General features: G+C 36.3%; 9 protein-coding genes. 6 read left to right on the forward strand and 3 right to left on the reverse strand.

Going from position 1 to position 15,889, the window contains the following annotated elements; all coding sequences use genetic code 11:
• Nucleotides 1-129 precede the first annotated feature (129 nt).
• Nucleotides 130-1,269 (forward strand): cystathionine gamma-synthase, encoded by a 1,140-nt coding sequence (locus tag Q0972_RS12140; protein WP_299365985.1) that lies wholly within the window; start codon nt 130-132, stop codon nt 1,267-1,269.
• A 51-nt stretch (nt 1,270-1,320) separates the two neighbouring features.
• On the opposite strand, the gene Q0972_RS12145 is transcribed toward Q0972_RS12140, so the two are convergent.
• Entirely contained in the window at nt 1,321-2,124 is an 804-nt protein-coding gene (locus Q0972_RS12145; protein WP_299365986.1) for a glutamate dehydrogenase, read from the reverse strand.
• 219 nt (nt 2,125-2,343) lie between these two features.
• Between Q0972_RS12145 and gdhA the strand changes: the two genes are divergently transcribed.
• The 4 genes from gdhA (at nt 2,344) to Q0972_RS12165 (ending at nt 9,386) form a co-directional block, all read left to right on the forward strand.
• Entirely contained in the window at nt 2,344-3,687 is a 1,344-nt protein-coding gene (gene gdhA / locus Q0972_RS12150) for an NADP-specific glutamate dehydrogenase (protein ID WP_299365987.1), read from the forward strand.
• A 126-nt stretch (nt 3,688-3,813) separates the two neighbouring features.
• Nucleotides 3,814-6,204: a two-component regulator propeller domain-containing protein gene (locus Q0972_RS12155; protein WP_299365988.1), complete on the forward strand. Its 2,391-nt coding sequence runs from the start codon at nt 3,814-3,816 to the stop codon at nt 6,202-6,204.
• A 2-nt stretch (nt 6,205-6,206) separates the two neighbouring features.
• On the forward strand, nt 6,207-6,926 hold the full coding sequence (recO, locus tag Q0972_RS12160) for a DNA repair protein RecO (RefSeq protein ID WP_299365989.1): 720 nt from the start codon (nt 6,207-6,209) through the stop codon (nt 6,924-6,926).
• Nucleotides 6,927-6,950: 24 nt separating this feature from the next.
• Nucleotides 6,951-9,386 (forward strand): TonB-dependent siderophore receptor, encoded by a 2,436-nt coding sequence (locus Q0972_RS12165; RefSeq protein ID WP_299365990.1) that lies wholly within the window; start codon nt 6,951-6,953, stop codon nt 9,384-9,386.
• Between the two features lie 56 nt (nt 9,387-9,442).
• Here Q0972_RS12165 and Q0972_RS12170 read toward each other — a convergent pair whose 3' ends face one another.
• Entirely contained in the window at nt 9,443-14,374 is a 4,932-nt protein-coding gene (locus tag Q0972_RS12170; RefSeq protein WP_299365991.1) for a hypothetical protein, read from the reverse strand.
• A 104-nt stretch (nt 14,375-14,478) separates the two neighbouring features.
• On the opposite strand from Q0972_RS12170, the gene Q0972_RS12175 reads away from it, so the two are divergent.
• Nucleotides 14,479-14,949 carry a regulatory protein RecX gene (locus Q0972_RS12175; protein ID WP_299365992.1) on the forward strand — a complete coding sequence of 157 codons (471 nt, stop codon included), beginning with the start codon at nt 14,479-14,481 and terminating at the stop codon, nt 14,947-14,949.
• Nucleotides 14,950-14,992: 43 nt separating this feature from the next.
• On the opposite strand, the gene Q0972_RS12180 is transcribed toward Q0972_RS12175, so the two are convergent.
• The gene (locus Q0972_RS12180; RefSeq protein ID WP_299365993.1) at nt 14,993-15,853 is read right to left on the reverse strand and encodes a cupin-like domain-containing protein; all 861 of its coding nucleotides are present in this window, start codon (nt 15,851-15,853) and stop codon (nt 14,993-14,995) included.
• Nucleotides 15,854-15,889: the final 36 nt, after the last annotated feature.

The raw sequence follows: 15,889 nt of genomic DNA on the forward strand, positions 1-15,889 counted from the left end.
AGGTTACTATAAAGGTATTACACAGATTTGAATACAACGAATTATGAGTTAAATTTGTTGCTTTAAAAAACACCTTTTTGTAAAGTTTGTTTCTATACAACGTCTAAGGCATTTTAATTTAATCAAATTATGAAATTCAATACAAAAACCATACATGGAGGCCAAGAACACGACCCGGCTTATGGATCGGTAATGCCTCCAATTTATCAAACGTCGACTTATGCCCAATCTACGCCTGGAGGCCATAAGGGTTATGAGTATTCCCGTACCCATAATCCTACGCGCAATGCACTGGAGAAGGCTTTTGCAAGTATAGAAAATGGAAATTATGGACTTGCATTCGGTTCTGGTTTGGCTGCTATTGATGCTGTTTTAAAGTTACTTCAGCCAGGAGACGAAGTGGTTTCTACTAATGATTTATATGGAGGGACTTATAGGCTTTTTACAAAAATATATGAGGAGTTTGGAATAAAGTTCCACTTCATCGGAATGGAAAATGCAAGCAAAATAGAACAATACATTACTCCAGATACTAAGTTGATTTGGGTGGAGACACCAACAAATCCGATGATGAATGTAATAGATATTGTAGCTGTTTCTGAGATTGCTAAAAAGCACAATATTTTATTAGCTGTAGACAACACCTTTGCTACACCTTACTTACAGCAACCATTAGATCTAGGTGCTGATATTGTTATGCATTCTGCAACAAAATATTTAGGTGGGCATAGTGATGTTGTTATGGGAGCATTAGTTGTAAAAGATAAGGACTTGGCCGATAGACTTTATTTTATTCAGAATGCAAGCGGTGCAGTATGTGGACCACAAGATTCTTTCCTGGTTTTAAGAGGGATAAAAACCTTACATATTCGTATGCAAAGGCACAGTGAGAATGGAAAAGCTGTCGCAGAATATTTAGCGAGTCATCCAAAGATCGAAAACGTATATTGGCCTGGTTTTGAAATTCACCCCAACCACGATGTTGCAAAATCACAAATGAAAGATTTTGGCGGTATGGTATCTTTCACTACTAAAGGGAATGACTACGAAGAAGCCATTAGAATTGTAGAAAATCTTAAAATTTTCACGCTGGCAGAATCTCTCGGGGGCGTTGAATCTTTGGCTGGGCATCCTGCAAGTATGACACATGCAAGTATTCCAAAGGAGGAAAGAGAAAAAACAGGAGTTGTAGATTCTTTAATAAGATTGAGCGTTGGGATAGAAGATGAAGAAGATTTAATAGCAGATCTAAAACAAGCGATTGGATAAATATTTTTAAAAAGATAGAATTTCTCTATTCAATCTTTTTTTAGATAGGTCTTAATCTAGATAATAGATATAGCCAAAATTTAACCATAAATTCCAGTCATTTGCTTTATTGGATGATAATTTATGATCCAAGCCATCAACGAAATCGTCAAAATAGTATTGCCACCTAAGCTCAACAAATAAATCTGAGAGTATAGTTAGCTTATAACGTGTCCCGAGACTAGCAACGACAGACCATGTAGAACCTGATTCTGCACTAATAAAAGGATCTCCACCAGAAGCATCATCCCAAAAGCTGTAAAAATTGTTATTATTAGAAATATTGCCGTCACCATAGGTAGTTTCAACAGATGGATTAAATGATACATAATGGGCTCCAAGAGCCGCAAAAGGCGCAAAAGAATATGCACCTGCTGAAAACGCTCTAATACTTCTCGGAAAATATTCTAGTTGCATACCAATATCCCAGTTTTGGGCTTCACCAGAGTGAGCCCTTAATCGATCCGCATTATCACTAGTTCTAGCATCGTCTACCCATTTTCCAAAATGATTAAGCGTTGTCTTATTCCAAGAAATCTCACTTCGTAATTTAAAGTGGTCATTAAAATAGGTGTCTGTAGAATAGCAATTACAATCAGCACGATAAGCGAAATTTATGTAGTGTACAATTCCTAGGGCAATACCTGTATTGCCAGAGTTTGTTTCAAAATCGCTTCTAACGCCAAAATCAGATTGGAATGCAACAGCACCAACAAAAGCACCTATTTCGTGAGAGAAGCCCAATTGGGCAGATGTTGTTTGTATTGTAACTAATAGCACAAACAATGACAGTAGTTTTCTAACGTGTATCGCCATATGACAAATAGGATTAAGCTGTTGCCGAACAAATATATAAAAAGTCGACGAACTACAAAATAAAACGGACAAAATGCATTTTTCTTGTTAGGGATAAGAATTTTACTGCAATTCTCAAATATTGAAAAATTTTTGAGAATATGAAAAAAATCAGGTATTATTTTTGTAGATAATGTATCTTTGCACCCTATAAATCACAATTTCTTAACAATTTTTTATATGAAAGATAAAATTGATGCTTTTTTAGACCTTGTAAAAAAGCGAAATGGACACGAGCCTGAATTTTTACAGGCTGTCCAGGAGGTGGCAGAAACCGTAATACCTTATATCGTTAAGCACGATATTTATCACGGAAAAAACATTCTTTTAAGGATGGTAGAGCCCGAACGTTTGATATCGTTCAGAGTTAGTTGGGTAGATGACTCTGGCGAAATACAAGTCAATAGAGGTTATAGGGTGCAAATGAATTCGGCCATTGGCCCTTACAAAGGAGGATTGCGTTTTCATCCTACGGTAAATGCGAGTATTTTGAAGTTTTTGGCCTTTGAACAGGTCTTTAAAAACAGCTTAACTACATTGCCTATGGGAGGTGGAAAAGGAGGTTCTGATTTTGATCCTAAAGGAAAATCTGATAATGAGGTCATGCGCTTTTGTCATGCATTTATGACTGAGTTGTATAGACATATCGGACATAACACAGATGTGCCTGCGGGTGATATAGGTGTAGGAGCTAGAGAGATTGGGTATATGTTTGGAATGTATAAGAAATTGAACAACACCTTCACAGGTGTTTTAACAGGAAAAGGTCAATCTTGGGGAGGTTCTTTAATTAGACCTGAAGCAACAGGATATGGCACTGTGTATTTTGCTGAAAATATGCTAAAAATTAAAAACGACTCTTTTGATGGTAAGAAAGTTGTGATTTCCGGTTCTGGAAATGTTGCCCAATATGCTGCCGAGAAAGCCATCGAATTAGGAGCTACAGTACTAACGCTATCTGACTCAGGAGGATATATCGTTGATGAAGAAGGTATTGACAATGAAAAATTACATTTTGTCATGGAATTGAAGAATGTAAGAAGAGGGCGTATTAAAGAATATGTTGAAAAGTATCCTAACGCCACATATGTAGCCGGAGAAAGACCATGGTCAGTTGAATGCGATATCGCTTTGCCTTGTGCTACTCAAAATGAACTTAATGGCGAAGAAGCTAGACAATTAGTGGATAACGGTTGTATATGTGTTTCGGAAGGAGCAAATATGCCATCTACTCCAGATGCTATTCATGAATTTCAAAAGGCTAAAATATTATTTGCACCTGGAAAAGCATCTAATGCTGGTGGGGTAGCTACATCAGGTTTAGAGATGAGTCAGAATTCATTACGCTTAAGTTGGACAAGAGAAGAAGTTGATGCAAGATTGAAAGACATCATGGCAGATATACACGATTCTTGTGTTAAGTATGGTAAAAATGATGACGGTTCTATAGATTATATCAGAGGAGCTAATATAGCAGGTTTTGTAAAAGTAGCAGATGCAATGCTGGCGCAAGGCGTTGTATAAATAGTTTCTTATTAAGAAAAAGCAAGCCCTTAATATTGTTTATTGAGGGCTTTTTTTTATTGAGTTAGCATATTATTAAAGGCATATTATCGTTACTATTAATATATTTGACAAAACAAATTCTTAATGGTTAAAACGGATTTTAAGGTTTTACTCTTTTTTTTGATTTCCATCTTTTTTTTGAAAGGTTATTCTCAAGATTTCTCTTCATTATGGCAAGCCCATTATTCTTATAATGATATTGTAGATGTAGTAAATGGGAACAATAAGATTTATGCAGCGGCACAGAATGCAGTTTTTGAATACGATTTGCAAACACAAGAACTAAATACCATTACTACCGTTGAAGGATTATCTGGTGAACAAATTACAACTATAGCTTACAGTGAGTTTTTTCAATATTTAATCATTGGCTACGAAACAGGATTAATAGAAGTTTATTTTGAAACGGATGGAACTGTATTATCAGTCGTTGATATTTTGGAAAAGGATAATATTACACCAGTAAATAAGCGCATTAATCATTTCTATGAACATCAGGGACTCGTTTATATTTCAACAGATTTTGGTGTGTCAGTATATGATCTAGACCGATTAGAGTTTGGAGATACTTATTTTTTGGGTAATGGAGGTGCCCAAATCAACGTCAATCAGGTTACTGTTCTTGATAATGAAATCTTTGCGGCTTGTGGAGACAGCAACGGATTAAAAAGAGCGGATTTAAATAACCCCAATCTTATCGATTTTCAACAGTGGCAAACGTTTTTGGCCGGTAATTTCAGGACTGTAAATACACTTTCGGGAAAGATATACAGTATTGCATTTAATAGGAATTTGCTAGAGATAGATGGGGCGAATGTAACGGTTATATTCAATTTTCCTTTGGAACCAGAAGATACAGAGATTTCTGGGGCTAATTATATCGTTACAACCGCAAATACTGTTTATGTCTATGATGAAAATATAATGTTGGCTAATAGTTATCAGCCTACAGAAGAATTCGATACTAGTTTTACCGCTGCGACATTTATAGAAAATAATACTTTTATAGGATCTACTGAATTTGGAGTATTAAGAAGTTCAACCTCTGACAATACATTCTTTACAGAGATAAAACCTAATGGGCCTTTATTTAATGAAGTTTTTCGTTTAGATGCAGAGACAGGCACCGTATGGGCAAGTTTTGGGGATTATACTGAATCCATAAATCCTTCACCATTTAGATCAAGAGGATTAAGTTATTATAGAGATGACGTATGGGAAAGCATACCCTTTGATAGTGTTTTGGGAGCAAGAAACCTGTCTGAGATATCCGTTAATCCATTTAATCCAAATCAAGTCTTTATCAGTTCTTGTCAAGATGGAATATTAGAAGTGAATAATTTTGAGCCTACGATTTTATATAATCAGGATAATAGCGGATTAGAATCTTTAATACTTCCTGGATCACCAGATTTTATTAGCCTCAGGGTTACTGCATCTATTTTTGATCGCAATGGGGTTTTATGGTCACTTACAGCTCGAGCTCCAAATCCTTTAAAGTCTTACGATCCAAACTCTGGTAATTGGCAGGGCTACGATTTTTCTGCCATAATTGAAGACGCGCTTACGGATGAGTTTGGTTTTTTTGACATTGACATAGATAATAATGGAACTAAATGGATAGGTGGCTACTCTAATGGCCTTTATGCTTTTAATGAAAACATAGGAGACAATCCTCTGAGAAATATTGCTTCAGAAGAACAAAACCTTCCGTTCCCTAGGGTAACTTCGTTAGCCGTGGATAATAGAAATCAACTCTGGATAGGTACATTTTCTGGGTTAAGGGTGTTATTTAATACAACAGGTTTTTTTGATGATCCCAATCCTACATTAAACTCAATCATTGTCTTGGAAGATGGTATCCCACAAGAGTTACTAGAAGGACAAACCATTACTGATATTGAAGTAGATGGCTCTAATAATAAGTGGATAGGAACTGTAGATTCAGGAGTTTTTTATTTTTCGGCAGATGGGCAAAATACTATTTTTCACTTTACAACAGACAGCTCACCGTTACCTTCTAACAGAATCAATGATATATCTATAGATCCAGACAATGGTATTGTTTACATCGCTACAACTAGGGGCATGCTGGCTTTTAGTGCAGGAGGATCGAGACCGCAGGAGACCCTTGAGAACGCTTTTGTATATCCCAACCCTGTACGGCCAGAATATAATATATTAGGGTTTAATGACCTAAATGATATTAATAAAGGAGTTAAGATAAGCGGCCTTACAGAAAGGGTTAATATTAAAATTACCGATATTGAAGGCAACTTAGTAGCAGAAGCACAGTCTAATGTTAACTTAAGGTCCTCTAGTGCCAATTATAATTTTGCCATTGATGGAGGTACGGCTATTTGGAATGGCAAAAACTTAGCTAATTCAATAGTAAGAACAGGGGTATATTTAGTAATGATTTCTGATTTAGACTCATTTGAGACTAAAGTTCTTAAGGTTCTTATCGTTCGTTAGGTATGCTTGCAAAAAACAATAGTATTGTTCTATCTAAACTAAAATATAAGGATAACGATCTTATTGTTAAGTGCTATACACAGCAAAGAGGTGTGGTAAGTTATATTTTGCGAGGCGTCTTAAAATCTAAAAAAAGCCAAACAAAGATAATTTATTTTCAACCTCTATCACAACTCCAAATAGAAGAAAATTTTAAACCTAATAGGCAACTTCAAAACATTAAGGAGGTAAGACTAAATTATATTTACAAGAGTCTTCATAGCAATATTTACAAAAGTGCAATGGTTATGTTCTTATCTGAAATTCTCTCAACTGTGCTTCGTGAAGAGGAAAAAAATGAGGCGCTTTATAACTACATAGAAACTGCATTACAATACTTAGATAGTGAAGAACAGTATTCAAATTTCCATTTGCTTTTTTTGTTGAGGCTAACACGCTACTTAGGGTTTCAACCAGAACATTTAAATATAAATTATCCCTATTTTAATCTAGAAACTGGGGTTTTTGAAGCTTCAGACTCTGGAATTCATTCAATAGCTGGAGAAAATTTAACACTACTGAAACAACTTTTGGGCATAAATTTTGATGCGTTAAGTACTATAAAAATCAATGCAAAACGAAGACAAGAGTTTTTAAATATGTTATTGTATTATTTTGAGTTACATTTGGACGGTTTTAAAAAACCTAGATCATTGCAAGTGCTTAATGATGTATTTCATTAGGTAATTTTTTACGAAGATATTTTGATGAAGATGCGCATAAAAGTGAAGTGCAATATCATTTTTAGTGTTGTTTTGTTTCTTTTTTTAAGGGTGTCGTTTTCCCAGACAATTACTGTTTTAGAAAAAGGTAGCAACATACCTATTCCTGAGGTAGCCCTATATAATCTAAAGAAAACCAAATATGTGGTTACTGATATTGATGGCAAAGCCAGTTTAGATAAATTTAACGATAGGGAAATTATTTACTTTCAGAATCTATTGTATGAAAAACTAGAACTGAGAAAGTTTGAAATTGCAGAAAATGATTACACTATTTATTTAACGCCCAAAGTTGAGGGGCTAGATCAAATTGTAATTTCTATCTCTAAGTTTGAGCAAAGTAAACGCGATATACCTCAATCTATAGTGAATATTAGTGCCAAAGATATCACATTGGCAAATCCACAAACAAGTGCTGATTTATTAGATAATTCAGGAAACATTTTTATTCAAAAGAGTCAAATGGGTGGTGGAAGCCCTATGATTCGTGGTTTTTCTACAAAGCGATTACTAATTACAGTCGACGGTGTTAGAATGAATAATGCCATATTCCGTGGTGGTAATCTTCAAAATGTAATTTCAATAGACCCATTATCAGTGCAAAGTACCGAAGTCACTCTAGGTGCAGGTTCCGTGGTTTATGGTAGTGATGCTATCGGTGGTGTGATGAGTTTTTATACTAAGAAACCACAGTTGTCTTATAAGGACGAATTGTTATTAAACGTTAACACCTTACTAAGATATAGCACAGCAAATAATGAAAGAACCGGACATTTTGATTTAAACCTTGGATATAGGAAATGGGCTTTTTTGACTAATGTGAGTTATATGGATTTTGATGATTTAAGGATGGGAAGTCATGGTCCAGATGATTATTTAAGGCCAGAATATGTTATTAGACAAAATGGTGAAGATATCATTGTTCCCAATAGCGACCCTCAAATTCAAAAGCCTACGGCTTACAGTCAAATTAATTTGATGCAGAAAGTGCATTATGAGCATTCAGACCGTCTGTATTTTGATTTTGGCCTATACTTTACTACGACCTCAGATTATCCAAGATACGATCGATTATTAAGACCAAGAGGAGAAACACTTCGTTCGGCTGAATGGGACTATGGTCCGCAACAATGGTTTATGGGAAATGCTCAAGTCACAAAGACGAGTAGTAGTTCTAATTTGTACAATAAGATTCAGGCTACTATAGCCTATCAAAACTTCAAGGAGAGCCGAAGAGATAGAGATTTTCAATCACCTCTAAGAGAAGTGAGAGAAGAAAATGTAGATGCGATTTCATTTAACCTCGATTTAGAAAAGAGACTAAGTTCAAAAACCAGTGTTTTTTATGGCTTAGAATACCTTTATAATACAGTTGGTTCTGAAGGTCAGGAAGAAAACATTGAGACAAATACAGCAGTGCCAAATGTCACTCGCTATCCAAACGGTTCTACCTGGCAGTCTTTTGCAGCATATACAAGTATTAAATATAAACCAAATCCTAAGTTTGTATTTCAATCGGGATTGAGATATAACCATGTCATAGCTAATGCTGATTTTACTGAGAATAATGTCTTTTTAAACCTTCCGTTCAATGATACAAGAGTTAATACGGGTGCACTTACTGGAACGGCTGGTATTACTTGGTCGCCCAGTAATATGATTCAGTGGAAACTGAACGCTTCAACAGCATTTAGAGCTCCTAATATTGATGATATAGGTAAAGTATTTGATTCTGAACCCGGCTCGGTAGTGGTACCAAATAATAACTTAAAGGCCGAATATGCCTATGGAGGTGAACTTGGACTAAAATTGAATTTTGATAACAAATTCATCCTTGATATGGCAACGTATTATACGTTTTTAGATAACGCCTTAATACAAAGAGATTTTGAGCTAAATGGGGAAACGGAAATTATCTATGATGGCGAAATGAGTACAGTTCAAGCTATTCAAAATGCATCTAGAGCATGGATATATGGTTTTGAAGTGGGAGCGGAGGTCAATTTCTCCGAGTATTTGAAATTACGATCACAATACAATATCATTGGTGGAACTGAGGATAACAATGGCATAGAGGTTCCTGTAAGACATGTAGCTCCTAATTTTGGCAGAACACACTTAGTATGGGAAAAGGATAAATTGCTCTTAGATGCCTTTTTGGTTTATAATGACGAGTTGTCGTTTAATCAATTAGCCCCTTCAGAACCATCTAAAGATTATCTCTATGCTAGGGATTCAAATGGAAATCCCTATGCACCATCTTGGCATACCTTAAATCTTAGAGCGCAATACTATTGGAACAAAAAGTTTACGCTTACCGCTAGTTTAGAGAACATTACTGATCAGCGTTATAGACCTTACTCTTCTGGTATATCTGCGGCAGGAAGGAACTTGATTTTAGCCCTTAAATATTCACTTTAAAGGGACACTTACTTAGCTCCCTTTAAAGTGAATATGGTATTACATAACGCTTACTACTATTGTTTAATAGCTTTTTTGCTAATTACCTGTCCATTGGATAATGTTACTCTGGCAATATAAGCGGTATTACTTAGTTTAGATAAATTGTATATTTCAGCGGAACTTGTCCCTTGAAGATTATAAATCTGTCTTCCCAAAATATCCAATATTTCAACAGTTTTTATAGTTAGGTTCTCACTAACCTCAATTTGTACATTACCGTTTGAAAGCTCATTAATAGTCAATTCATTAGGAGATATAGTACTATCCTCAAGAGAAAGTGTTTCTTGTGTGAATACAATCTCAAAACGATCATTAAATTCCCCAGTTTCAGAGGTGAATGAATAAGGTGCATTACTTAGGTCGTGTACTAAGTTTAATAGATTATCTTTCAAATAAATATTCTGATCGTTTTCGAAAAAACCATCTACCGTATGTATCGCTATAGTTAAATTCCCGGATTCAATACATTTATACCCTAATGGAATAACATCGGTATCTACAAATGGTATAGCTCTACCTTGTATCACAAAAGGTTCGTTATTAATTATAGAGTAAAAGGTCTGTTCATTATCCTGAAATGTAGTCAAGGCATCAAACAACCTATCTTCTTCATTTGTAGCACCATTTAAGTAACCTAATAAAACCCTATTAACACCATTATTATCGGAAGCTAAATCTAGCCAAATGCGATGTTTTTCATTAGAGTCAAAAGGTCTAAAGAAATTAGAATTGTCGTAATCTCTTTGTCTCATGTCATTGGTGAAAGAAACAGCAATCGTACTAGAAGCAGCACCGTTTATGGTGTTTACCATAAAGCCTTGGCCAGAAGCTATGTATCCATTGAATGTACCTGGACCAGTAGTAGGACCAGTACTATTATATGTAATGTAATCGTTAGGATCGTAATTAAAACCACCATTATTTTCATAAAAAGGATCGGCAATAGCACTACTAGGAATTGCACCATGTGTCCAAAGATTGATAAAACCCTCTAGATTGGTGTTGTCCGTAAGAAACGTCAATGCAGAAATAGATGATGGATAAGGATTACCCAACAGATTCCAATCATCATCATCACTGGCAACATCGGTACCACGTGATAAGTTTAAATTGACATCACCATTATGTGGGACACCATTTTGAAAAACCATAGTACTTGGAACAGAACCAGGTGATCTTGCTATATAACCAACGCCTTCTACCATGGTCTGTGCAACTGCTGATTCCCAGTTTCCTTGCCCATTACCAGTATTTGGAGCTGTAGGATTCCAAGTGTATACATGACTATTATTTACAGGGAGATCGTTAGTACTAAAACCATCAACAGGAGAGGACCAATAGATGTAATCGAGACTACTGTCTACATCGTAATTACGTCGCATAGTGAGATTACCGGTGTTATTCACGTCATTAACCTGAATTAGATTCGCACTGTCTTCAAGGACAATAGCACCTTGGGTATTAAGTATATTGCCTACATGTACATAAGAACCAGATTGCACAGTTAGTGTGCTACCAGGGTTAATGGTTAAATTACCATGAGCATAAAGTGTGCGATCACTTGAACCACTGATGTCAATATTAAAATCGTTATCCAAAGTAATATTATAAAATTCTTCGGTTACAAAAGGACCAGGTGGCGGTAACGGTGGTCCACCTATGCTAATGGCTTGTGGAGTTGTCGAAGCAAACACAACGGTACTATTGCCCTCACTAAAAGCAGATTCGTCAATACCGTTAATCCAGTTTCCTAACAAGTTGATTACGCCATCATCAGTACCATTATTACCGTCATCCATATCCAATAAACCAGTACCATTTATGGTAAGGTCACCATTAACAGTTAAAATATTAAGGTTACTTTCAGAAATATCAAGAAAACTATCAGTAATGGTTAAATTATTGCATTCAGCCAAACCACCAAATTTTGCTGCATTAGCAGTAGTATGATCTATTTTGCTATTAGTAATGGCAGTTACATCAATGGTAACGTCTACTGTGGCATTTGGCACAGCAAAATTTTCCCAGTTTGTACAGTCGAACCAATCATTACTTGTAGAGCCAACCCACAACCCAGCATTTGTTCCGCCGCCTGTAATAGTATAGCTACTTCCGCATAAAAAGTCTATATTATCAGAATCTTGTACACCACCAGTTCCACTTTGAAGCACCCAATTAGATTGATCTGTGATATCAGCTAACAATTGATATTGTGTACCACTTGTAATTCCATTATGATATCCAAAAAAGCGTGTAGAGGAGGTAGTGCCAGTTTGGAGAAAGACACATTCAGTATCAGGGTGAATTCTTGAAACCCTTCGCTCACTATTAGTTCCTGTCCAGTTTCCACCTGTTTCTGTTAACAATCTAAAATCTCCTTTGGTCTGCAGAGCGCCGAGAACAGTTCCTGTAAATGTACGGTATCTATCATCAGCTGCATTGTTGTCATTACCATCGCCAATGTCGCTAAAAACATTAGAGAATGTTCCTTGCATTAGCCACATAGCATCGGCATTAGTCGTACTAATATTACCAACGGTGTCATTAACAGCATCTACCACGAAGTCTTCTGTTCCAGTTGCACCTACTGTAACACTAATGCCATTTACGGTCATATACAATATATTACCACTGCCATTAGTCGCTATACATATAATAGACCCTTTAGGAATATCTGAACAACCATTATAGGTTATTGCTGCATAAGGAGGGTCAGAGTCAAAATCAGTATCACAATCGTACCAGCGGTTAGTGCTTACATTTGCTGCGGCATTCCATTCGTATAATAAATTAGCCATTATAAATTCAGTACCAACACCAATATCTACGAGATTTAATAATGAATATCGATCTGTTGAACCGCCTATGTAACTATCGTACCCAACAAACACAATATCACCAGGGCTAAATGTTGTAGGCCCTGAAGTTGCTGTTGAACTTGCAGTTGCTGAGGTCGTTGCTCCTGAACTCCAGTTATTACCGACTCTAGTAAAAATCTCAAAATGGTAGGTAATGCCGTCTGTTAATCCTGTTATAGTTACGTTATCCGAAACATCTTTGTAAACCGCATATTCACCAGCTGATAAGGCTGTTCCATTTCCAAATTGAGCATCTGCGGTGTAAGCAGAACCATCGCCTGTTGGTGTTGCAGTAACCGTGTTAGAGGCTCTGGCAACAACTAAAATTTCATCAAAACAGGTAGGATTGGTCCATTGTAAACCAATATCGCCACAATCGTTAAAGGATGTGAAAGAGGTTGGATTCTCTATTGTTCCTGTATAGGTTACATTTGCTGTAGCACCTGAAGACCAAGTAGAACCCACTCTAGAGAATATAGTGAAATGATAGGTGCTACCACCTGTTAATCCTGTAATAGATGCTGAAGTTCCAGTACTTTTGTACACTGCAAACTGGCCGGCTAATAATGCAGTACCATTTCCAAACTGTGTATCGGCAGTATAAGCAGATCCGTCTCCTGTTGGTATTGCAGTAACGGCGCTTGTTTCTCTGGCAATAATTAAAACTTCATCAGCACAAGTAGGTGCATCCCATGTTAAATCTACAGCACCACAAACTTCGGCTGCCATAAAATTTGTAGCGTCAGCTGGTGTTCCTGAACAAGAGAAGCAGGTCCAAGATAAATCATCAATCGCAACTCTATCGGCACCACCACCACTTGAACCGCCAATATCATTAGCAATAGTTACAACTACATTGCCTGAAATATTAATACCTGTAATTGTGGTAGTCGTTACAGTATCATCATAAGGGACAGTACCTACATTTGTACCATTAACCAATACATTTAAGTTACCAGATCCACCACCAAATTTACGCTGAGTACTGATTGTTAAATCACCAATACCTCCGGGAACTGAACTAGATTCAACATATGTATTTGCAGTGTCATCGTTCATTGTTATGGCACTGCCATTAATGGTCAGGTCCGTTCTTGAATTTGTGGCGTTCCATGTAAATCCATCATCACCTGTCCATGTGCGAGCGAGATATTGACCAGAAGAAGTAGTTGGGATATTAGCAAAAGACTCATCAGCACAATCAGTGCCACCACTACTTGAACACGAAGCCACACCAGAACCAACAACAGTTTCCGTGTAGTTACAAGTTGCATCTGCGCTAAATGTAGCTATGATTTCAACATCACTTCCATTGGCAGCTAATTGAACACCCATTATGGTTTGAGGTGATGTACCCACTGCGGCAGAAGTTGTTCCACCAACAACGCCAGTACCTGTAAGATCAATAGTGCCAGATGCAGGAGCATTACTATACGTTATGGTTATATCAGCGGTGTAGTAGTCATCAGAGGCATCAGATGCCGTTCCGTTATCGTTGCAAGCGCCTGTATTGCTTAAGGCAATGTCTGAAATGTTGCATCCTCCTCCAACTAATGTTCCATCCACAATAATATTATCTAATCTATGATATTCAGCACCTGCATTATTGTTCATTGTTACTCTTATCTCAAGAGTGTTTCCTAACAAACCAGTTTGTGATACGGTTGCACTAGTAAAATCATCATTAAGATTTCCATTAGTTGTAGCAGCAGTCCAGATACCACCATCAATTCTATATTCAGTATTAAAAATATCAGCTGCCTCCATAGTACCTTGTTCAGAAGCACCAAGGCTGAAAGATACATTTGTGTAAGATGAAATATTAATAGATGGCGATAACCAAATTGCATTACCATCTATATCCCTAGCTTCAAAAACCTCATTTACAACTTGAAACCAATCTGTAGTTGCTGTTAAAGCAGCACTACTAACATCGATTGACCATGTTACACCAGAAACATCAATAGTTGGTGTAGGACCTACGGCACCTTTTCCATTTTGGCCAGTAAAGTTTTCAGTATAAATTTGCCCATAACCAAATGTTAAGACAAGGAGAAGACTTATGAGGGATAAGTAGTTCTTTTTCATAGGGATTAAATTAACTAATGTCAATCGCAAATATAGATTAAAAATACCTAACTCACAGTGAGTTAGGCAATGTAAGATATTAACAAAATGTTATATTTGACGCTATGAATCTACAAAGAACCTATACTGTCGATGAAGCGCAAAAAACGCTAGAAAATTATTGTGCCTACCAAGAACGTTGCCATAAAGATGTTAAGACTAAACTTAGAAAGATGAATATGATTCCAGAAGCTATTGACAAGATTATGGTGCACTTAATACAGAATGATTATTTAAATGAAGAGCGATTTGCTAAGGCATTCGTAAGCGGAAAATTTAGAATAAAAAAGTGGGGAAAGAATCGATTGGTTAGGGAGTTAAAGTTTAGAGAAATCTCAAAGTATACAATTGACATTGCCTTAAAGGAAATTGATGAAGCGGAATATCACTTTACTTTAGAAGAGTTAATTAAGAAGCGAATTAAAGACGTTAAGGAAAGCAATATGCTTAGGAAGAAGAAGAAAGTGGCAGATTATATGCTTTACAGAGGATGGGAGTCGTATCTCATCTATGAAAAGCTAAATGAACACTTGTAGCCTCTTAGTTTTTTTAATTATAACTTGAAATTATCGCGAAAAATCAAACAGAGCGATTGGTGTTTGATAACGCTTTTTCGTTTTTCCAGTCAATCCATTTTTGCCCTCTAAAACGACGCATCAAATTATCGTAATTACGCATCAAAAAGACATTGTATAAAGCTTTGCCAAAGTTTTTTGGATTTCTAGCAATGGCTCTTAAGCTCATAGAAAAACCAGGTGTAAGATAACGCATATAATGCCAGTAACCTTCTGGCATGTAAAGTACTTCACCATGATTTAGATTACAAACCCAACCTTTGGCATGTTTTAATGCTGGCCATTTTTCAAAATCGGGATTATAGAAGTCTATATCTTCTCTGGTAATTAAGGAGTGTGGTATTTTATATAAGTATTTATTCTGTTTTTGATCAAATAAAATACATTGCTTTTTACCTTCAAAATGGAAATGAAAAATATTTGCTAAATCGATGTCATAGTGCATAAAGGTATAAGAGTCTTTACCTCCAAAGAAAAGCATGGGTAGGGTCTTCATTAATCGCAATCCAAAATCGGGATAACTAAAATCCTTTTGCAGTTGAGGAACTTCCTTTAAGATGTTCCATAAAAAGATTCTAAATTTGGTAGGCTCGCGCTTTAGCATATCGATATAATCACTCATTTTCATGGTGGCGTGAGCTTCGTTAAAACCTTCTTTGTAATCCACAGGTCTGTCATCGTAAAGCGGAACCATTTTATCACCTGCGACTTCTTTCATGTAGTCCAAGTTCCATTTAGAATAGGCCGGCCAATCTTCTATAAAGCGTTCTATAACCACAGGTTTTTGTGGCTTAAAGTAGTCCTTTATAAAATCGTCCTTCGTGATGGTTTTAACACGAGGTATGTCTTTAAGGTTCAATTGCAACGGTTAAGACTTTAGTGCGCCAAAGTTAATAAAACG

The organism is Winogradskyella sp., from assembly GCF_028282165.1.
Classification (GTDB): Bacteria; Bacteroidota; Bacteroidia; order Flavobacteriales; family Flavobacteriaceae; genus Winogradskyella.